Raw genomic sequence first — 22,746 nt, forward strand, 5'->3', positions numbered from 1 at the left:
CGCGCCGGGGAGCCCGGAACCGGTAATTCTCGACGACGAGAGGATCGTGTCCTGTGCCTTCACAAGGTAAAGCGAACAGTCCCGCCCGGGCCGCCGCGGCCGACGCCGGCGGCTCGGCCCGCGAGAAGACCTCCGGCTCCCAGGAGAAACCGGCCGGGCAGCCCACCGCCGAGGCCGCACCCGCGGCCACACTGACCCTGCCCTTCTTCGATGCCAAGGTCGCGATTCCCGGCCAGGGCATCAAGATGAAGGCGGGGCCGGTCGAGCTGTCCCTGCCCACCCGCTATCTCTACTACGGCGGGCTCGGCGCGCTCACCGTCGCGGGAGCGGTCGAGTGGCCCATCGCCGGCGCGCTCGCGGCGACCGGGCTGATCGTCGGCCGTTTCCGGAAACCCGCCTCGCGGCCCGAGAGCGTGGGCGCCGACGCGGCCGCGTCATAGCGGAGGCGTCATAGCGGCGACCCGGGTGGATCACCATGTCGAGCGATCGGCGCCGGCCGATATCCCCGCCGGAGTCGAGCCGGTCGTGATCACCGCACGGTACCGAGTTCACCGGTACGACACGGTCGCCGAGGAAGCGGCGTTTCGTGCGTCACGCCGTGTCGAGGCGTGGAAGGAGTAATCGGTGTTCGCATCGCCGGTGTCGCGCCGACCGCGCGTCGCGGTGCGGACAACCGGCCGGCGCCGGGCGGTATCCGTCTCGGCGGCTGCGTATTTCGGGTTACCGCCCATCTTCTTCGGGTTCGGGGCACAGTCGGGCCGCGTGGTCGTCGGCCGGGGCGCCGGAGCGCGATACTCCTCGGCGAGCATCCGGTGACGCCCGGGCCTGTCGAAAGGAATGCACGTGTCGACCACACTTCCCGCTTTCCCCGCTGTGAACGAAAATCCGCTCGATACATGCCGCCGGTTGCGGGAGACCGCGCCCGTCGTCGAGGTCGAATTCCCGGGCGGGGTACCCGGCTACCTGGCGCTGACCTACGCGGCCGTACGCGAGGTCCTCGCCGGTGACAACACCACGTTCGCCCGGGATCCCCGGCACTGGCCCGCCCTGCACAACGGAGCGATTCCCCAGGACTGGCCGTTGCGCGCGGTGGTCCAGGGTGAACATCTGTCGACCAAGGACGGTGCCGACCATCGCCGGCTGCGCGGTTTGATCGGCAAGGCGTTCACGCCGAGCCGGGTGCTGGCGCTGGAGCCGCGCATCCAGGCGATCATCGATGAACTTCTCGACGGGGTGGTCGCCGCCGGCGACGGGGTCGATCTGGTGCCCGCCTTCACCGAAGCGCTGCCGATGGCGGTGATCTGTGAACTGTTCGGTGTCCCCGAACAGGACCGCGGCCGTTTGCGCGGCTGGACGGCAACCCTGCTGGCGCACAACAGTTCTCCGGAGCAGGCCTTCGCCGCGCAGAACGGGCTGCAGGCCTACCTGTACGACCTGGTCGAGCGGAAGGAGCGGGAGCCGGGGACCGATCTGACCTCGGGCCTGGTGCAGGCGCGGGAGCGGGACGACAAGCTCACCACCGAGGAACTGGTGGCGGTTTTGTGGATCATGCTCGTCGCCGGTCACGAGACCACCGTGCATATGCTGGGGTATGCCATCCTCGCGCTGGCCCGGGATCCCGAGCAGCTCCGCCTGGCGAAAGCGGGCGATCGGTGGGCCGATGTGGTGGAAGAGACCGTGCGCTACCGCCATTCGGTGATGATGACCAGCTGGCGGTTCACCCTGACAGATGTGACCATAGCTGGTGTGGCGATTCCGAAGGGCAATGCGGTGGGCGTGGTCTACCAGGCGTGCGGAATCGATCCCGCGGAGTACGGCGAAACGGCCGACCAATTCGATATCACCCGCACCCAGCGGGCCGGTCATCTGGGCTTCGGGCACGGCCCGCGCTACTGCATCGGTGCCGGGCTCGCCCGGCTCGAGGGGCGGCTGGCGCTGGCGTCGCTGTATCGACGGCTGCCGGATCTGCGACTCGCCATCGATCCGGACGAGGTCCCCTACACGCCCTCGTTCTTCACCATCGGGCCGCTGTCCATCCCGATCTCGCTCGGCGAGCCGCGGTGACCGCAGCAGCCCACCGGCCGGCCGGTCCGGCCGGAGCATCATCCAGGACGGGACCGTGGAGTTCTACAGTGTGACCGCGCGGAGTTCGGCATCGTGGACCACCATCGCCGATAGTTTGATGCCGATGGACCACGACTACCACGAACCCGATCGGTGGAGTGCGACGATGTCGGTGCAGGAGAGCACCGGCTATCGGCTACTGCGCTGGGATCAACGCGGATCGCGGACGTCGCGCCGGACCCGGCCGCATATCCGCCGGGTCGCGGGCGACGATTTCTACTGGGTCGTGCTTCCCGAGCAGGGGACGTACACCGTCCGGTACCGGGACGGCAGTGTCACCGGTGCCGGCCCCGGTCAGGGAGCGGTCACCGTACTCGATACGGTGTGTCATCTCCACATCCCGCGGTCGTCCGCCTACGCGTTCCAGGTGCCGCGCGACGAAATAGAGGACCACGCCGGTTCTTTCGGGACACACACCACGGAACTCGATATGTCGTCCGGTCTCGGGCGGATCACCCGGACCCTCATCCGGAGCACCCATGCCGAGCAGGCGGGCCTGTCGGCGGGCGAGTTCGACGCGGTGTGCCGTCGGATCGGGGAACTGCTGTGCATGCTGTCGGTCGGTGAGGTGAGCCCGCAGCGGGGCCAGCACGGCGAGGTGACCGAACAGGTGCGGCGGTATGTGCGCACCCATATCGGTCACCGCGACGTCCGCCTGCCCGCGGTCGCCGCGGCGCTGGGCTGGTCGCCCCGTCAGGTGCGCACCATCCTGCACCGCAGTGGGATCACCTTCCGTGATCTGCGGCGCGAAGAAGCCCTGCGTGCCGCGTGCTCGTTCCTCGGGGATCCCGCCTACTCCGAGGTGCCGATCGGTGATCTGGCCGCCCGGTGCGGGTTCAACGCCTCGTGGTTCTCCACTGCGTTCAAGGAGGCGACGGGAGAGACGCCGCGGGAGTACCGGCAGCGCCGGCGCAGTGAACTCGCCGCGCGGGCCGTCGGCGACAAGGCTCGATGATCGTCTGTCGTCGCGGAAGTACGCACCTGAGGCCGGCCCGGCCGCGGTAGCGCTCCGGGGCACCGTGGTCTCTACCGGTGCTGCGCGAAACACGCGGACGTTCCTCGCCGCGACGGGCCGGGGCGGGCGGTGCCGGAGTAATAGCTGGTCGGACAGCGCGACCTCCCCTTTCCGGACGTAGAATCGTCGGTGGCCGGTCTCACCCGCTCGCGGTTCTTCTTCGGGGCCGCGACAGAAATGCTGTGCTCTTTCGCGCGTGATCGTCTTGTCCGTATCCACCGTTCGATCGGGAGGTTCCGTGGTGCGATCCGAAGGAGATGTCTGGGATATCGTCACCGGTGTCGGACTCACCGCATTGGGGGTAGCGACATTCCGAGCGCTGGAATCCGCTCTTGCGGAGCCGCTCATCCGCGACGATTACGCGGAACTGTTCGTCCGCGCCGCCGGTGAGCCGCACTTTCTGGACATACTGGCGGATCCGCCGACCCTCGCCGGCACTCCGCTCGTCCCCGGATTCATGGGGTTGCGGACCAAATTCTTCGACGATTTCTTCCTGTCGGCCGCCGCGGACGGAATCGCGCAGATGGTGATACTCGCCGCCGGGTTGGACGCGCGAGCGTATCGGCTCGACTGGCCGCCGGGAACCGTTGTCTACGAGATCGACCAACCCGATGTGCTCGAGTTCAAGGACCGGGTACTGGCCGAACATGGGGCGACACCGCGCGCCGAACGCCGCACGGTGGCCGTGGATCTGCGTGCCGACTGGCCGGCCGCGCTGGCGGCGGCCGGAGCGGATCCGGCCGCGGCCACGGCGTGGTCGGCCGAAGGGCTGTTGCCGTACCTGCCCGGGGCGGCTCAGGACGCACTGTTCACGCATATCGGCGAACTGAGCCCGGCCGGCAGCCGGATCGCTGTGGAGAGCATCCCGGACGGGTCGGCGAGCAGAAATTTCGCCAAGATCGAAACGAAGTACCTCGACAAGAATCCGTTCGGCGACATCGACCCGGCCGAGCTGTTCTACACCGACGACAGAACGGATCCGGAACAGTGGCTGAGCGGGCACGGATGGTCGGTGCAGGCCGCCGCACCCGACGATCTGGCCGCCACCTATGGTCTGGTTCTTCCTGATCTCCCCGAAGAACTCGAACAGCACTGGGAACGGCCGCGGTACCTGTCCGCGGTGCGGAATACGGGCCGAGCGGCGTAGCGCAGGTGACCGGCCGCGGGCGCGCGGCCGGTGATCAGGGGGGCCGCGGAGCAGCGTTGTGCGCAGCCACGGGTTCGGATGCGGCCGGATCGTTTTCCGGGACAGTGGGTTCGTGCACGAGCCGGTCGGCCATGGCCGAGGTGATGAATTCGGGAATGGCCGGGGCGAAGAGATGGAGGTAGATATCGATCCATTCCTGGCTGGTGTCGAGGAACAGGAAGTCGCTGGCCACCATGTGCCGGACAGCGAGCAGGGGGAGCGGGGAATCGAGGGCCGGGAAGTGCGGATTGTGCAGCCCGGCGACAGTGCAGCCCGGGTAGAACTGCCCGAGCATCAGACCGTCGTGGACGAAACGGGTCTTCTGGTCGTGTTGGACGGCCTCGATACCGGTGTAATCGGTGAGATCGGGGAAGACCACGAGGACAGCCTTGAAACGGGCGTGGGGCTCTTCGGTGGGCTGCAGGACGGGGAACAGTTCGTAGAGGTCGTCGACGATCGCGGCGATGCGCTCGATATCGATCCGGGGTCCGTCGAAGAACGCCGCCCAGAGAAACCGGCGCTCGACGGCGTGGCCCATATACGGGCAGACAGGACCATGACGGCCGAGGTCCGGATGAGGTCGGCACAGGTAATCGAGAGTCCACCGCCGGAGTTCGGAGGTGCGGGGGTGCTCGAGGGCGGCGCTCACCGGGTCGGGCGCGAACAGGCTGGCCGGCTCGATTCCGGAGCGTCTACCTATGGCTCGGTCGGTGGTCATGATCGGTGTCCTTGCTGGAGTCGGGGCCGGGCGACGGAGAAGTCCGGGCGGAGTGGAAGTGCTGGGTGAGGGCGAGTCCGATCGCGCGGAGTGCGTCGGGAGCGGTCATCTTTTCGTGCCGGATCGGAATACGGTGCTCGGTGATCCGGCCGGTGATGTGGTCGGCCCAGGCGAGAGCCGGGGCGGCGCCGCTGTCTGTGCCCTCCGGTGCGGCGCTGAAATAGATCAGGTCACCGTCGAAGAGCCCGGGCCGGTGGTGCCAGGTCAGGTCGACCAGGCGGGTGTAGTCGCGGTGCAGTCGCGTGAGGTGTTCCGCGGTCAGGAGGGTGCCGAGTCCCCCTTGCCGGTGCAGCAGCTCGGCCGCGGCCGCCATCGTGAGCTCGGCGGAGTCCGGGTCGGCGGCACCGGCCTCGGTCAGCATCTCTCCGATGGTGGGTGTGGGCGCGCGGACGCTGTCGGCGGTGACGACGCGCGTGTCCATCATGGCCAGCGTCGCCACCGGCTCGCCGTCCCGGCGCAATCGGACGGCGATCGCATGGGCGATGGTGCCGCCGAGCGAATAGCCGAGCAGGTGGTACGGGCCGTGTGGCTGGACGGCCCTGATCTCCTGGACATAGCGGTCCGCGAGCCGATCCAGGGTGGCGAACTGCGTATCGGGTTCGGTGAGCGCCGGTGATTGCAGCCCGTGAATGGGGCGATCGGATTCGAGATAGCGCACCAGTCCGCTGAACCCCCAGGCCAGACCGATGGCGGGGTGGACACAGAACAGCGGGGGACCGTCTCCGGCGCCGCGCAGCGGAAGCAGCACCGCGAGCGCGTCCTCGGGTGCCGGCTCGTCGTCATCGAGGTGGCCGGACTCGATGCGGCGGGCCAGCGCCTGCGGCGTCGGATCGGTGAACACCCAGTGGAGCGGCACGTCGGCACCGGCCGTTTCGCCGAGCCGTGCGGCCAACCGGGCCGCGTCCAGTGAGTTGCCGCCGAGATCGAAGAAGCTGTCGTCGGCACCGGCTCGTTCCAGCTCGAGGATGCCGGCGAAGGCGTCGCACACCGTGGCCTCGAGCGGCGTGGACGGCGGCCGGTACACCGCGGACGGCCGGTCGGGCGCGGGGAGTGCCCGGTAGTCCAGCTTGCCGGTGGCGGTGAGCGGGAGCCGGTCGAGGGCGAGGACGGCCGCCGGGATCATATGGGTGGGCAGCCGTGTCGCGAGATGGGTGGTCAGGGCGGGGATATCGGGTGTGGCGCCGGGGGTGGGGACGACATATCCGACGAGCCGGCCGGTGCCGTCACCCCGGTCGTGGACTGTGACGGCGGCCTGGGCGATATCCGGCCCGCTACGCAGGGCGGCCTCGACCTCACCGGGTTCGACGCGATTGCCGGCGATCTCGAGCTGCCGGTCGCTGCGGCCCGCATACCGGAGTGACCCATCGGAGTTCCAGGCGACCAGGTCGCCGGTCCGGTACATCCGTGTGCCGGGCGGTCCGTACGGATCCGGGACGAACCCGGCGGCAGTGGTGGAGGGGCGCCGGTGGTAACCCCGGGCGAGGCCCGGTCCGGACAGGTACAGCTCGCCGACCGCTCCGGGCGGGACAGGTCGCAGGCCGCGGTCGAGCACCACGGCGGTGAAGCCCCGGATCGGGCCGCCGATCGGGAGGGGACCCTCCGGCGCGGTGCGCAGCGGCGCGGCGGCGCAGCTCATGATCGTGGTCTCGGTGGCTCCATAGGTGTTGATCACCGTGTGTCCCGCCGTCCATCGGGCCGCCAGCTCGGGCGGGCACGCCTCCCCGCCGAGAACCAAGGTCTCGAGTGTGCCGAGCGAGCCGGGGTCCAGCGAGGCGAGCACGGTCGGGGTGAGCGCCGCATGGGTGATGTGTCCGGCGTCGATCGCCGCGGCCAGCTCGGCGCCCGCGACCACTCGGGCGGGGGCGAGAACCGCGGTGGCTCCGGCGGCCGCGGCGCCGAGCCATTCCAGAATCGAGACATCGAAGCCGGGGGAGGCGGCGGCCAGTACCCGCGCGGCGGAGGTGAGACCGAACCGCTCCCGTGCTTCGGCGGCCAGATTCGCGGTTCCGGCATGGGTGACCACCACGCCTTTCGGGGTGCCGGTGGAGCCGGAGGTGTAGATGAGATAGGCCGGGTGATCCGGACGGAGCGTGGTCGTGCGCTCGGAATCGGTGATCGCGGCGGGTGAGGCCGCGGCCGTCGCCGACGTGAAGGACGGGCTGTCGAGGGTGAGCCATTCGATCGTGTCCGGCAGCCGGTGCCGGACGTCCGCCGCGGTGAGCCCGATGGCGGCGCCGGAATCGGTGAGAATGCGGGTGATCCGGTCGTCCGGATCCGCGGGGTCGAGTTGTACGAACGCGCCACCGGTTTTCGCGACCGCCCAGACGGCGACGACGGCGTCGACCGAACGCGGCAGCACCAATGCCACGAACGACTCCGGTCCGACTCCGGTGTCCAGCAGTACCCGCGCCCATCGGTTCGAGCGCTCGTCGAGTTCGCGGTAGGTCAGGCGCACGCCGTCGCCGGCCACTGCTTCGGTATCGGGTGCCATCGCCGCTGTCAGCACCTGCGGTAGCACCGACGGCGCCGCACCCGTCCTGCCCCGGGCGGGTACCAGGGCGGCCTGCTCGTCCGGTGACAGCAGCCGGAGCCGGGTGAGCGGAAGATCGACATGTTCGGCGACGGCGTCCAGTACCCGCAGTACCCGGTCGGCGAGTGCTTCGATCCGTTCCGCGGTGAAGAGTTCGGGCAGGTATTCGAAGCCGAGGCGCAGCCGGGTGCCGTGTTCGACGATCAGGCCGAGTGGATAGTGCGCGGCGTCGTGGCCGTGGACGCCCAGGACACGGAGCCCGGCGATATCGGCGGCCTCGGAGAGCCCGGTCCGATCGATGGGGTAGGACTCGAAGACGGTCACGGTGTCGAAGATGGCGCCGGGGCCTGCCACGTTCTGGATCCGGGCGAGCCCCGGATGCTGATGGTCCAGCAGCGCAGTCTGTTCGGTCCGGATCCGCCGGAGCAGCCGGGCGAGGGTGTCCTCGGCGGCGAGACGTACCCGGACCGGCACCGTATCGACGAACAGCCCGACCATCGATTCGATGCCCTCGAGCTGCGGGGGACGGCCGGACACGGTGGCGCCGAACACCACGTCCGCGCGGCCGGTCTCGGCCCCCAGCACTATCGCCCAGGCGGCTTGGACGATGGTGTTGAGCGTGATCTCCTGTCGCTGGGCCACCGCGACCAGTGCCGCGGTGCGGTCTTCGCTCAGCTGCCGGAGGACCTCACGCCCGGCGGCGGTCTGCCGGCGGCCGCGGTCGGCGGGCGCCAGCAGGGTCGGCTCGGCCGCGCCGTCGAAGGCCCGGGCCCACGCGTCGTCCGCCGCATTCCGGTCCTGGGCCCGCAACCAGGCCAGATAGTCGCGATAGGGGCGTACCGGGGGCGGCAGCAGGGCGGGGTCGCCGTCGCCGACGTAGAGCTGCAGCAGCTCCCGGATGAGCAGGGGCGTCGACCATCCGTCGATCAGGATGTGGTGCATGCTCACCAGCAGCCGGTATCGCTGCGGGGCCAGATCGATCAGCGTAAGTCGCAGCAGCGGTGGGACGGCCGGGTCGAAACCGGCGCGGCGATCGGCCGCCATGATCCGTTCGAGTTCGATCGCCGCCTCGTCCCGCCCAGGCAGCCCGATCCGGCCGAACGGTACGTCGACGTGCCGATGCACCACCTGGACCGGTTTCCCCGCACTGTCACGGTCGAAGGCGGTCCGCAGGTTCGGATGCCGCCCGAGGAGATCCCGCCCGGCGCGCTGGAGACGGTCCGCGTCGATGGTCCCGCCGAGCTCCAGGCAGAGCTGCACCACGTAGGCGTCGAGGTCGCCGGCCGCCAGCTGGGCGTGGAACAGCAACCCGGCCTGCAGCGGGGTGACCGGCCAGATGTCGTCCAGTCCCGGATGCCGGGCCGCGAGCCGGTCGATCGTGGCCTGGTCCAGGTCGAGGAGATCGATATCCGAAGGGGTCGGGCCACCGCTGCCGGGGCGGGCCGCGTGCGTGGCCAGCGCGGTCACCGCGTCGCGCCACAGCTCCATGAGCTCAATGACCTCGACCGGGTCGAGAACGCCGGTGGGGTATTCCCAGGCGGCGGTGAGCGCCGGCCCGCCGGGCGTGTCGGTGATGGCGGCGTTGATGCCCAGCAGGGCGGCTACGGGTGCCTCCGGATTCTGTGCGCCGCCGGCGGCTCGCGGGCCGGCCGGCATCCAGTCGGCCTGCGCGGCCACGGGCAGTGTGTCGAACCGGCCGAGGTAGTTGAAACTCACCTGCGGGGTGGGCAGTGCGCGCAGCACGCGAGCGGTCTCACTGTCGAGATAGCGCAGCAATCCGAAGCCGGTTCCGTGGCGGGGTACCCGCCGGAGCTGTTCCTTGACCGATTTGACCGCCGACCCGGCGGCGGCTCCGGCGGCGAACGCGTCGCCGATATCGATACCGGACAGGTCGAGTCGCACGGGATAGGTGGTGGTGAACCATCCGACAGTGCGGGTGAGGTCGGCCCCGGGGAGCACGGTGTCGTGGCGGCCGTGGCTCTCCAGTGTGAGCAGCGTGTCGGTGCCGGTGACACCGCGGCGGTGCCGCCACCGGGCCAGTGCCAGCGCGAGCCCGGTCAGGAGCGCGTCGTCCACACTGCCGCGGAAGGCCCGGGGCAGCGTGGTGAGCACGTCGTGGGTGACCGCGGGGGACAGCGTGATCTCGGCGGTGGCGACGGTGGCCTGTACATCCACGGCCGGGTCGATCGGCCGTGGGCCGAGCGGTGGATCGCCGGTGCCCAGGGTGGACTGCCACCAGTCGAGTTCGCTGTGATCACCGGCGGCGGTGCGCAGGGCATCCGCCCAGCGGCGCATCGAGGTACCGACGGGCGCGAGGCGCGGTCGTTGCCCGGCCCGCACCTGGGCCCAGGCGGCGGCGAGGTCGGGCACCAGGATCTGCCACGACACACCGTCGACCACCAGGTGGTGTGCGACGACGAGCAACCGGCCCGGTTGTCCGGCCGGATCCAGCCAGACCAGTTGCAGCACCACGCCCGCCGCGGGATCGAGGCGTCCGGCCGCCGCATCCGCCTCGGCCTCGGTGAGCGCGGCGAACTCGCTGCTGCCGGGGGCCGCGTCCGTCGGCACGTGCCGGATGAGTGTGGCGGCCGATACCGCGGCCGGTTCCACGCGCAGCGCCCGGCCCGACGGATGCGCCGGATCGGGATGCAGCCGGGCCCGCAGCATGTCGTGGTGATCGAGTACCGCCTGGACGGTGGCACCGATTCCGGCGGCATCGATACCGGCCGGCAGGGTCAGCTCGACCCATTGGCAGAAGCGGTCGAAGCCGCCGCGCTCGAACATCCAGCACATGATCGGGGTGAGCGGCACAGGTCCCACGCCGCCGCCCGGCAGTTCCGCCGGACGGGAAGGTGCCGTGGAACCGCTCTCGGGCACCGCGACCCGGGCCAGCCCGGCGACCGTGCGGTGGTCGAACACCGCGCCTGCCGAGAACACCAGTCCCGCCGCCCTGGCCCGGGTCACCAGCTGGATAGCCATGATGCTGTCGCCGCCGAGGGCGAAGAACGAATCGTCCGCACCGACCTCGTCGAGTCCGAGTACCTCGCCGAACAGTCGCGCCAGCGTCTCCTCCGCCCCGGTGACCGGGGCCCGGGAAACGGCCCGGGCCGCGGCGAAGTCCGGCGCGGGGAGCGCGGCGCGATCGAGCTTGCCGGTCGCGGTCAGCGGCAGCGCGTCGAGCACCATCGCGTGTGCGGGGACCATATGCGCGGCCAACCGCTCGCCGGCATCGGCGAGAATCGTGGCGGGATCGAGTTCGGCGCCGGGTTCGGGGACCAGGTATCCGATCAACCGGTCTCCGGTGGCGGGGTCGCGGTGTACGGCCGCCGCGGCGCGGGCCACACCGGTACAGGCCCGCAGCACCGCTTCGACCTCGCCGAGTTCGATGCGGAAACCGCGGATCTTCACTTGCGAATCGGCCCGGCCCACATACTCGAGTGCCAGACTCGCGTCCGGTTGCCGCGACCATCGCACCAGGTCGCCGGTCCGATACATCCGCTGCCCCGGTCCCGCGAACGGATCGGCGACGAACCGCGCCGCGGTCGTACCCGTCCGGTTGCGATAGCCGCGGGCCAGGCCCGGACCGGCCAGGTACAACTCGCCCACGATCCCGACCGGCACCGGTCGCAACCAGGTGTCGAGGACGACCTGCCCGACCCCGCGGTGCGGTCGACCGATCGTCACCGCCGCGTTCGCCACCAGTAGCGCGGACGTATGGGTTTCGACCGTGGCCTCCGCCGGACCGTAGCTGTTGACCAGAGTCCGGCCCCGTGCCCACTTCGACACCAGTTCTGGTGGAGGTACCTCGCCGCCCAGCACGACCGTTTCGACGCACTCCAGCCCGGCCGGGTCGAGCGTCCCCAGCACCGTGGGAGTGAGCGCGACATGGGATACATTCTCCCGGCGCAGAATCCGGGCCAGCTCGGCGCCGCCGTAGGCGGCCGGGGGTGCTATCGCCAGCTGTCCGCCCGACCCGAACGCGCACAGCTGTTCCATGACCGCCACGTCGAAACTCGGCGAGGCGGCATGCAGGACCCGGGTGGCCGGCCCGATACCGAAACGCGACTGTAGTTCGGCGACCAGATTGGCCAACCCTCGATGCGATACGACCACACCCTTCGGCACCCCGGTCGAACCGGATGTGTAGATCACATACGCCACCTGATCGGCCCGCACCGGCAGTGTGCGCTCCGCATCGGTCACCGGCGCTGCCGCGGCGGCCGCGACGTCCGCGGCCGTCGCCGGTTCGTCGAGGACCAGCCAGCGCACCCGGCCGGGCAACCGATCCTGCCACCGCGCCGAGGTGATCCCCACCGTCACACCGGAATCGGCGAGCATGTATTCGATCCGGCCCGCGGGGTAGCCGGGGTCGACCGGAACGAACGCCGCCCCCGATTTGGCCACCGCCCAGAGCGCCAGCACCGACTCGACCGACCGCGGCAACCCCACGGCGACACCGGTCTCCGGTCCGGCGCCCCGGGCGATCAGGCACCGCGCCAGCCGATTCGATTCGGTATCGAGTTCGCGGTAGGTCCACCGGCGATCGCCGCACACCACCGCGACCGCCTCCGGGTCCCGGCCGGCGGCCAGTAGGTCCGGGAGGACTCGCTCGGTCACCGCCGGATCACCCGATACCGAGAGCAGCTCGCGGTACTCCGCGGGGAAGAGCGGGTCCAGCCGGCCCAGCGGCCGATCCGGGTCTGCGACGAGGAGGTCCAGGACGCGCAGGATCCGGCGCAATATCGCGGCCGCCGCGTCCTGGTCGACGAGTTCCGGCAGGTACTGGACGCGGAGATGGAGCCGGGTGTCGGTGTGTGCGACCACGGCCAGCGGGTAGTGGGCGGCGTCGGTACCGGTCACGTCGGCGACCCGCAGGCCGGCGATATCGGTCTGCGCGGTCACTCCGCCGCGGTCGACCGGATAGGACTCGAACACCGTCATCGTGTCGAACACCGCCCCCGGTCCGGCGGCGTGTTCGATATCGGTCAGGCCCACGTGGTGGTGATCGAGCAGGGCGGACTGCTCCGCCTGGACCCGCTCCAGCAGGTGTCCCACGCTCTCGGCGGGGTCGAGACGGACCCGCACCGGCAGGGTGTTGACGAACAACCCGATCATCGATTCGATATCCGGTATCTGCGGGGGACGCCCGGAGACCGTCGAACCGAATGTCACATCGTCGCGGGATGTCAACAGGCCCAGTATGATCGCCCACACGCCCTGGATCACTGTGTTGAGAGTGACCCCCCGGGCCTGTGCGAGGCCGGTCAGCCGCGCGGTCTGTTCCTCGGTCAGTTCGCCGGTCACCTCACGGGATCCGGTGTAGCCGCGTCCCGGGTTCGCCGGAGCCACCAGGGTCGGTTCGTCGGTGCCGTCGAATACGCGGGCCCAGGCATCCAGCGCCGCGGTCCGGTCCTGCGCGCCGAGCCACGCCAAGAAGTCCCGATAGGGCCGGACCGGGGGCAGCACCGTGACGTCCCCGTCGGTGGCGTAGACCACCAGCAACTCGCGCAGGAGCAGCGGGGTGGACCAGCCGTCGAGCAGCAGGTGATGCTGGGTCAGCACCAGCCGGTAGCTGTCCGGCCCCGTGGTGACCAGCGTCCAGCGCAACAGCGGGGCGCGCGCCGGGTCGAACCGGGTCGCCCGGTCCGCGGCCGTCAGCAGCTCCCATTCGCGAGCGAGCGCGTCCTCGTCCAGCCCGGACAGGTCGACCTCCGACCAGGGCGCCGCCACACCGCTGTCGACCACCTGGACCGGTCCGATATCGGTGACGAATGCGGTGCGCAGATTCGCGTGCCGGTCGAGCAGCAGCTGTCCGGCTCGGCGCAGCCGCTCCGGATCGACCCGGCCCCGTAGTTCGAGGACCAGCTGCACCACATACGCGTCCGTCGATTCCTCGGCGGCCAGCGCGTGGAACAGCAGACCCTCCTGCAACGGGGTCAACGGCCAGACATCCTGCACTGCCGGATATCTCTGCTCGAGCCGCTCGATCTCGGACTGCCCCAGCCGGACCAGATCCAGATCCGACGGTGTCCATCCCCCGGCCCCGGGATCCCGGGCGTATGCCGCCAGCGCGGTCAGCGCGTCCGACCACGACTGCGCGACCCGGCGGACCTCCGCGGCGTCCAGCACTCCGGCGGGATACGACCAGATCGCCCGCAGACGCTGCCGCACCCCGTCGTCGACGATCCGGGCGGTGATATCGAGCGCCGCTGTCACCGGCATATCCGGATTCACGGCACGGGCGAGTACGGCGCCGGAGAAGTCGCCGCCGTCGTCCACCGGCTGCCACGGCTGCGCCTGCCCGCGGGTCCCGGCGACGATGCGGCCGAGATAGTTGAAACCGATCTGCGGCGTGGGCAGCGCGCGCAGCGCCGGCGCAGTGTCCTCGTTCAGGTAGCGCAGCAGGCCGTAGCCGATGCCGTGGTCGGGGACGGCACGCAGCTGTTCCTTGACGGCTTTGACCGCTGCGCCGAGCGCCGGCCCCCCGGCGTACGCGTCGTCGACGTCGATAGCCGAAAGGTCGAGTCGCACGGGAAAACTCGTGGTGAACCAGCCGACTGTCCGCGTCAGGTCCGCGCCCGGGACGACCTCGTCCTCGCGGCCGTGGCCCTCGAGACCGATCACCGCTGCCGCGGGTCGGCCGGTGCCGGCAGCGGATTCCCGCTCGCGGCGCCACTTCGTCGTCGCCAGCGCCAGCGCGGCCAGCAGGCCATCGGCCACGGTGCCGTGGAACGCGGCGGGCACCTCGGTCGACAGCGCCGCGGTGACCTCGGCCGAGAGCTCGACCTCGACCGTGCGCACCGTCTCGGCCACGTCGACCGCGGGGTCGAGGGGGCGGGACCCGATCACCGGATCGGGTTCCGCGGCCACGGCCTGCCACCGGCCGAGTTCCGCGGTTCGCTCCGGACGGTGGGCTGCCTCGATCAGTCCGTGCGCCCAGCCGCGCATCGATGTCGCCACCGGGGCGAGGTCGGGCGGTTCGCCGGCCTCCTTCCGCGCCCACGCGATCGCGAGGTCCGGCACCAGCACCCGCCAGGAGACACCGTCGATCGCCGAATGATGCACCAGCATCAGCATCCGGTCCGGCACCGCGGGGTCCACCGGATCGAACCAGACCACCTGGGCCACGATGCCCGCGCCCGGATCGAGCCGGTTCGCCGCGGCCGCCGATTCCGCGGCGGCCACGGCGCGGAACCCGGGGCTGCCCGGCGCCGCCTCGGTGGCCACCCGGTGGATGATCTCGTCGGATCGGATCGCGCCGACCGGCAAGGTCTCCCAGATCCAGCTTCCGTCGCCGGCCGGGCGTAACCGGGAGCGCAGCATATCGTGCCGATCGAGGACCGCCTGCACGGTCTCGGCCAGCCGCCGCCGCTCTGTTCCGGTGGGCAGAGCCAGCATCACGGCCTGGGCGAGGCGGCCTGTTCCGGATCGCGTGTGCTCGGTGAACCAGTGCATGACCGGCGTCAGCGGGATCGGTCCCACCCCTGCGCCGGGTAGTTCCACCGAACCGGAAGCCCGCGCGGCCTCGTCGGCCCGGACGGCGACCCGGGCCAGCCCGGCGACCGTCCGGTGGTCGAACACCTCGCGCGCGGAGAACAGTACGCCCGCCGTCCTGGCCCGGGTCACCAGCAGGATCGACATGATGCTGTCGCCGCCGAGCGCGAAGAACGAATCGTCGAGCCCGACGGTGTCGACACCCAGTACATCGGCGAATGCCCCGGCAATGGTGTGTTCGAGCGGCGTCTGCGGTGCCCGGAAGGGTGTGCTGTCCGCGCGGACCGGGTCCGGCAGCGCCTTACGGTCCAATTTGCCCGCCGGTGTGAGCGGAATGTGGTCGAGCACGGTGATCGACGGCGGGATCATATAGGTCGGCAAGCGACTGCCGAGGAACGCGATCAACCGTGCGGTATCGATCGAACGGCCCGGTGCGGGAACGACATAGGAGGCCAGTGCCATGACGCCGGCGGCATTGCGGTGACCGACGGTGGTGGCGAATCCGACGGACTCGTGCGCGCCCAGTACCGCGTCGATCTCCCCGAGTTCGATACGCAGGCCGCGGATCTTGACCTGGCAATCCGACCGGCCCAGATACTGGATGGTTCCGTGCGCAGTCCACCGGGCCATATCTCCGGTGCGGTACATCCGCCGACCGGTTTTCCAGGGGCAGGCGACGAAGCGTTCGGCGGTCGTGCCCGGCCGGCGATGGTAGCCGCGGGCGAGCAGCGCGCCCGCGATATACAGTTCACCCGTGACCCCGGACGGGACGGGTTGCAGCCGCTGGTCCAGAATCCACACCGTGGCACCGCGGATCGGACCGCCGATCGTCACCGGTTCGCCCGGCACCATCAGGGTGGGGCGGGTCGCGGCGACTGTGACCTCGGTGGGCCCGTATGTGTTGAGCACCTTGTGACCGTGGCTCCAGCGCTGGACCAATTCGGTCCCGTAGCTCTCCCCACCGACCATCAGCGTGCGCAGGTGCGGTAGCGGCCACCGGGTGGCGTCGACGGTGGACAGCGCGGAGGGGGTGATCAATACGTGACCGACCTGCTCGCGGTCGAGCAGTTCGCCGAGCGCGTCGCCACCGTTGACGTCACCGGGCGCGATCACCATTGTCGCGCCCGCGACCAGTGCCGACATCAGTTCCAGTATCGAGACGTCGAAGCTCGGCGAGGACAGGCTCAGGACGCGCGAACCGGGCCCGATGTGCAGGCCGTCGTGGTGCTCGCTCGCGCAGTCGGCCAGCCCACGGTGCGCTACCGCGACGGCTTTGGGCAGGCCGGTCGACCCGGAGGTGTAGATGACGTAGGCGAGATCGTCGAGATGCAGTGGGCGCACCCGGTCGGCGTCGGCGATCGGTCCGGTGTCGCCGCCCTGCTCCGGGGTGTCGTCCGGGGTCAGCCAGTCGATGGTGTCGGGCAGTTGGTGGCGTACCGAGTCGATCGTCAGACCGAGTACGGCGCCGGAATCGGTGGTCATATGGGTGATCCGGGCAGTCGGATACGCCGGATCGATCGGCAGGAACGCGGCACCGGACCCGGCCACCGCGCAGACCGCGAGCACGAAATCCGCGGACCGCGGCATCGCCACCGCGACGATGTCACCGGGGCCGGCGCCCCGCCGGATGAGCGTCCTGGCCAATCGGCCGGCGCGTTCGCCCAGTTCCCGGTAATCGATGCGGGCACCGTCGCAGACGAGCGCCGTCGCCGCGGGATCCCGGGCGGCGCCGGCGGCCAGCATTTCGGCCAGGGTGCGGGGCGCGACACCGGGCGGCCCGGAACGCGTCAGCAGATCGGCATGTTCGGTGGGTTCGAGCACCTCGATCGATCCCACGGGGACCGCCGGATCGACCGCCACGGCTTCCAGTATCCGAACCCAGCGGCGTACCAGGGATTCGACCGTGCTCGCGTCGAACAGCTCCGTCGAGTAGGTGACCGTCACCGCCAGCCCGCCGCTCTCGTCGTCGGCCAGCATCAGCTGCAGGTCGAACCGGGACACGTCCTCGGGTAGGTCGAGCACCGATACGTCCAGTCCGGGCAGTTCCAGATCGGCGCGGGCCAGATTCTGGAAGGCCAGCAGCACCTGGAACAGTGGATGCCGCGACTGTGACCGCTCCGGAGCGAGTTCGTCCACCAACTGCTCGAAGGGAACGTCGGCATTCCCGAACGCGGCCAGATCGATCCGCTCGACCCGGTCGAGGAATGCGGTGAACGACTCGCCGAGGTCGACCTCCGTCCGCAGGACCACCGTATTGACGAACATTCCGATCACGTCGTCGAGGACGGCAGCGCCCCGCCCGGCCACCGGCGTTCCGATCGCGATATCACCGGAACCGCTCGACCGGGCGAGAGTTGTCGCGAGCGCGCCGTGGATCACCATGAACAACGACGAGCTGCGGTTGCGGGCGAACGCGCGCAGCTCGGCCACCAGGTCCGCGCTCAGCCCGAACCGGTGACTCGCACCCCGGTGGGACCGCACCGCCGGCCGCGGCCGATCGAACGGCAGGCGCAGCTCCTCCGGTAGATCGGCGAGCGTTTCCGTCCAGTACCGGATCTGCCGGGCGCTCAGCGATCCGGGGTCGGCGGGGTCGCCCAGGACAGCGCGCTGCCACAGGGCATAGTCGGCGTACTGGACGGGTAGCGGCGACCACGACGGCGCCTCGCCACGAGCACGGGCGGCATACGCGGTCGCCACATCGCGGGCCAGTGGCGCCATGGAGAAGCCGTCCGCGGCGATATGGTGCACCACCACGGCCAGCACGTACTCGGTCTCCGTACCGCCGGTCATGCGGAACAACCGGGTGCGCACCGGGACCCGGGCGCTCACGTCGAATCCTTCGTGGACGAAGTCGGTGATCGCGGCGATCAACCGGTCCGGCTCGACCGGCACCGGGATCAACTCACGATCGACGGCGTCGACCGATTCGACCACTTGGGTCAGCGTTCCCTTCCGTTCCGGATAACGCGTCCGCAGCGATTCGTGCCTGTCCAGGACGTCGGTCATCGCCGCACGCAGGGCGCCGAGGTCGGGTTCGCCCCGCAGCCGGACCGCGATCGGCATGTTGTACGCACCGGAGCGGGTGTCGTACTGGTTGAAGAACCACATCCGCTGCTGGGCGGGCGCCAGCGGTATGAGGTCGGGGCGGGGTCCGGCGATCAGCGGTGGGCGTTGCCGCCCCGTGCGCATCTGCCCCTCCACCTGGGTGGCCAGCGCCGACACCCGGGGCGCCTCGAACAACAACCGCACCGGGATCTCCGCTCCCAGTGCCGTTCCGAGCCGGGCGGCGACCCGGGTCGCCGTCAGACTGTCGCCGCCGAGCGCGAAGAAGGAATCGTCGAGACCGACGGGGCCGAGGCCGAGCACTTCGGCGAAAACCCGTGCGACAGTCCGTTCGACCGGTGTCCCGGGCGGCCGGAACGGCACGGTGCCGGTGACGACGGGGTCCGGTAACGCCTTGCGGTCCAATTTGCCCGCCGGTGTGAGTGGAACATGCTCGAGCACCGTGATCGAGGGCGGGACCATATAGGCCGGCAGCAGGCCGTGCAGGTGTTCGGTCAGTAATGCGATATCGATCGAATGATCGGGGGCGGGGACGACATAGGAAGCCAGCACGGTCCCGGAGCCGGTGCGGTGACCGACGGTGACGGCGAATGCCACGGACTCACAGGCCGCCAGGGCGGTATCGATCTCACCGAGTTCGATTCGCACACCGCGGATCTCGACCTGGAAATCCGACCGGCCCAGATACTGAATGCTTTCCGCGGCGGTCCAGCGGACCATGTCCCCGGTGCGGTACATCCGCTGACCGGGCTTCCAAGGGCAGGCGACGAAGCGCGCGGCGGTCGCTCCCGGTCGGTGGTGGTAGCCGCGGGCGAGCAGCGCGCCCGCGATGTACAACTCACCGGCCACGCCCACCGGGACGGGCTCCAGTCGCCGGTCCAGTACCCACTCCGTGGCACCACGAATCGGGCCGCCGATGGTGACCGGGTCACTCGGCGCCAACGAGGCGCTGTGGTTCGCCATGATCGTGACCTCGGTCGGCCCGTAGGCATCGAAGAACTCGCGTCCCCCGACGGCCCAGCGCCGCACCAGCTCCGGCGGGCAGGCGTCACCGGCCGCGACGACGACACGCAAGCTGTCCAGCCCGGCCGGATCCACCGAAGCCAAGGCGGCCGGGGTCGCCACCGCGTGCGTCACCCGATGGCGGCGTACCAGATCGGCGAGCTCCGCGCCGCCGTAGGTACCGGGCTCGGCGATGACCATCGTGGCGCCGGAGCCCACCGCGAGAAGTAATTCCCAGACCGAGGCGTCGAAGCTCGGTGAGGCGAGGTGCAGGGTGCGTGAATCGCCGGTGACCGTATAGCGTTCGCGCTGTTCGGCAGCGAGGGCGGCCAGCCCGGCATGTGTCACGGTCACGCCTTTCGGCGTGCCGGTGGAACCGGAGGTGTAGATCAGGTAGGCCGGATGCCCGGGCCGCAGCACGGTGGTCCGGTCGCGGTCGGCGATCGGCCGGGTGTCGCCGGGCGGGTCGTGGGCGCCGGGTAGCAGCCAGTCGACGGTGCCGGGTAGTTTCTCGCGCACCGCGTCGACCGTGAGACCGAGTGTGGCCCCGGAGTCGGTGATCATATGGGTGATCCGGGCAGCCGGATACGACGGGTCGATCGGCAGGAATGCAGCGCCGGTCTTCGCCACCGCCCAGAGGGCGAGAACGGAATCGGGTGAGCGCGGAATCGCCACGGCGACGACGCTTTCCGGCCCCGCGCCCCGTGCGATGAGCGCCCTGGCCGATCGGTTGGAGCGCTCGTCCAACTCCCGGTAATCGATCCGGGTATCGCCGCATACGAGCGCCGGCGCGCCGGGGTCCCGGGCGGCGGCCGCGGTCAGCAGTTCGGCGAAGGTATGGGGAGCCGGGGCGCCGGGGCCGGACCGGTTCAGCAATCCCGCGCGTTCGGTAGCGTCCAGGATGTCTATCGATCCCACCGCGGCTTCCGGTTCGGCGGCCACCGATTCCAGGATCCGAATCCAGCGGTCCATCAGGGAGTCGACCGTGTCCGCATCGAACAGGTCCGCCGAGTAGTCGACAGTGACGGTCGATCCGGCGGTGCCGGCGTCGGACACCGCGATCCGCAGATCGAGCCCGGGTGCATCGAGAAGGTCCGTCGCCGCGGCGTCCGGATCGCTCGGGTCCGGTTCCGCGGGCGGCGGGTTCCCGCAAGCCACCATCACCTGGAAGAGCGGATGCCGCGACGGTGACCGGGATGGGTGCAGTTCCTCGACCAACCGCGCGACCGGGATACCGGCATGGTCGAAGGCGGTCGAATCGACCCGCGCTACGCGGTCGAGAAACCCGGTGAACGATTCACCGAGATCTATTCCGGTCCGCAGTACCACCGCATCGGCGAACTCCGGGGCCACCCCGTCCGCTGCGCGGGCACCGCGCCGGGCCACGGGGGTGCCGACCGCGATATCACCGGAACCGCTCAACCGGGCGAGCAGCACCGCCGTCGCGGCATGGACCACCGCGAACAACGAGGTGCCACGGTCCCGTGCGATTCCTTCCAGCGCACCGACCAGGTCCGCGCCCAATCCGAACCGGCGGTTCCCGCGCCGGTCCGATCCCACCGCCGGACGCGGCCTGTCGAACGGTAGCGGCAGCTCCTCCGGTAGGTCGGCGAGCGTGGCCTGCCAGAACGCGAGGATTTCGCGGCGCCGCCGGATCCGGGCGCCGGTCCGGGCACTGTCGGGGTGGACCTGTCCGAGGGCGGTGCCCGGCCCCGCGGCCGCGAACGCGTCCAGGAACCGCGCGAATCCGGTCCGATGTGCCGCGAGTTCGGCGTGGGTGTAGAGGTCCGGGTTGGCCATGAGGTGCAGAATCGTCCGCGGTGGATCGCCGGTCTGGTAGAGATCGACGAGCAGATCGTCGACCGGCCCGGAGCTGAGGATATGGAATTCCCCGCTGACCGGCCCGAGCCGAATCTTCTGGGGGAAGAACATGACGTTCACCATCGGGCCGGCGTAACGACGCTGTCCGTTGCTCCCGGCGGCGGCGCGGATATCGTAGAGGCCGCAGCGCTGATGCCGCAGGGCGCCGATCAGGTCGGATTGTACGTGCCGCACCAGCGTCGCCACCGTTTCGCCGCTGCCGAGTTCGATCGGGAACGGTGCGACATTGACGAACACGCCCCCGGAGCGCCGCAGTACGGCGGTGGTGCGCCCCGATACCGGGATATCGACCAGAACGTCGTCCCGGCCGGTCATCCGGGCCAGATAGCACCCGAAAGCGGCGATCACCACGGCGGCCGGGCTCGCGGCCAGCGCTGTCGCGGCCTGGTCGATCCGGGCCACCGTCCCGGGCGCCAGTTCGCCGAGCACGGCCACACTTTCCGCGCGGGCGGGCGCGTAACCGGTCGCGAGACTCGAGCCCTCCCCGGCACCGGCCAGCCTGTCCAGCCAATACGCGCGGTCGTCGGTGAACCTCTTCGACTCCCGATAGCTGCGATCCGCTTCGTACAGAGTGCGCAGGTCCGCCGCCCGGCACGGCTCCACCGGGGCGCCGCGCTCCGCGGTCCCGTCCCGCACCGCCGCGGTGTACAGCGCCGCGATCCGGTTCACCATGGTCATCGCGCCGTAGCCGTCCAGCGCGACATGGTGAACCCGGTTGTACCAGAGGTAATGTCTGTCGCCGACCTGCAACAGCGCCGCGGCGATCAGACGGTCCCGGACCATATCGAGAGGTGCCGTGTATTCGCGCTGCATCCACTGCAGGCCCGCCGCCAGCGGATCCGGTTCGCCCCGCATATCGAGGATCGGCCCTGTCGACTCCAGTGACGGGTCGTACAGCTGTTGCGGTTCACCGCCGTTCTCCACCAGGCGTAGGTATCCGGATTGGAATTCGTGGCCCGCTCGAATCAAACTACGGCGCAGCAGCTCGATATCGAGGTCCCCGTGAAGTTCGATATACTGCGCCTCGGATATCGGAATATCCGGGCGCAAGTGCTGCGCGAGCCACAGTCCTCGCTGTCCGGCGGACAGGGGCACCGGATTTCCGACCGTAGTCCCGGATCGGGCCGGACTGTTTTCTTCCAGTCTTGGCTCAAAACAGGGGTACGAGCGTTCCATAGCTCTCCTCCGTAACCCTCGCCCTCAGTGTAAGCAGAGGTTTTTGCCCGAGTACAGACCGAAATCTCGCTTCGCGGCCGGATTTTTTGCCCGCCCTCCGAAATCGGCAGGGAGTGCCGTAACCGAAGTCAGTCTTCAAGGTCTCGACCGGGTCGAGGTTCGCGCTGAATATCGGCAGACGTCACGTTCGAATAAACGACATCGAGGTAATTCATTGCACCTTGCCAACACTTTGCGCGCCGGAATCCGGTAAATCGCTCGGCAGAACAGGGGCTTTCGTCACGGAGTTCCCAGGCGGTCGACCGGATGGCTATGGGTCGACCCGGCGTGCTGATTCGCGCCGCGCATTGTTGCTTTTTCACCGGTCCGGCTGGTTCGCCGGTCCGGCCGGGATTTCATCGAATGAATGACAGGACAGCTGTGAGACAAATTCGAAAACGGTTACCGCGAGGCGCTCCGCGGTATCGCGCACCCGAAATGCGAAGTTCGTAGCGATT

At 69.9% G+C, this 22,746-nt stretch carries 6 protein-coding genes; 4 read left to right on the top strand and 2 right to left on the bottom strand.

Annotation, left to right across the window (positions count from 1 at the left end; genetic code table 11):
- Window positions 1-53: 53 nt before the first annotated feature.
- From NF4_RS21165 to NF4_RS21185, 4 genes are all read left to right on the top strand, one after another.
- A complete protein-coding gene (locus NF4_RS21165) occupies window positions 54-440 on the top strand; it encodes a hypothetical protein (RefSeq protein WP_063129096.1) in 387 nt (128 codons plus the stop codon).
- Window positions 441-843: 403 nt separating this feature from the next.
- Window positions 844-2,064, top strand: coding sequence for a cytochrome P450 family protein (locus NF4_RS21175; RefSeq protein WP_198165397.1), 1,221 nt, complete (start codon window positions 844-846; stop codon window positions 2,062-2,064).
- A gap of 55 nt (window positions 2,065-2,119) precedes the next feature.
- Window positions 2,120-3,079, top strand: coding sequence for a helix-turn-helix transcriptional regulator (locus NF4_RS21180; RefSeq protein ID WP_063129099.1), 960 nt, complete (start codon window positions 2,120-2,122; stop codon window positions 3,077-3,079).
- A 301-nt stretch (window positions 3,080-3,380) separates the two neighbouring features.
- Entirely contained in the window at window positions 3,381-4,286 is a 906-nt protein-coding gene (locus NF4_RS21185; RefSeq protein WP_063129100.1) for an SAM-dependent methyltransferase, read from the top strand.
- Window positions 4,287-4,320: 34 nt separating this feature from the next.
- Here NF4_RS21185 and NF4_RS21190 read toward each other — a convergent pair whose 3' ends face one another.
- Together NF4_RS21190 and NF4_RS21195 are read right to left on the bottom strand one after the other, a co-directional pair.
- A complete protein-coding gene (locus tag NF4_RS21190) occupies window positions 4,321-5,043 on the bottom strand; it encodes a DUF6875 domain-containing protein (RefSeq protein ID WP_063129101.1) in 723 nt (240 codons plus the stop codon).
- A complete protein-coding gene (locus NF4_RS21195) occupies window positions 5,018-22,168 on the bottom strand; it encodes a non-ribosomal peptide synthetase (RefSeq protein WP_063129102.1) in 17,151 nt (5,716 codons plus the stop codon). The genes NF4_RS21190 and NF4_RS21195 overlap by 26 nt, the downstream gene beginning before the upstream one ends.
- Window positions 22,169-22,746 lie beyond the last annotated feature (578 nt).

It is taken from the genome of Nocardia fusca NBRC 14340, assembly GCF_001618425.1.
GTDB lineage: Bacteria > Actinomycetota > Actinomycetes > Mycobacteriales > Mycobacteriaceae > Nocardia > Nocardia fusca.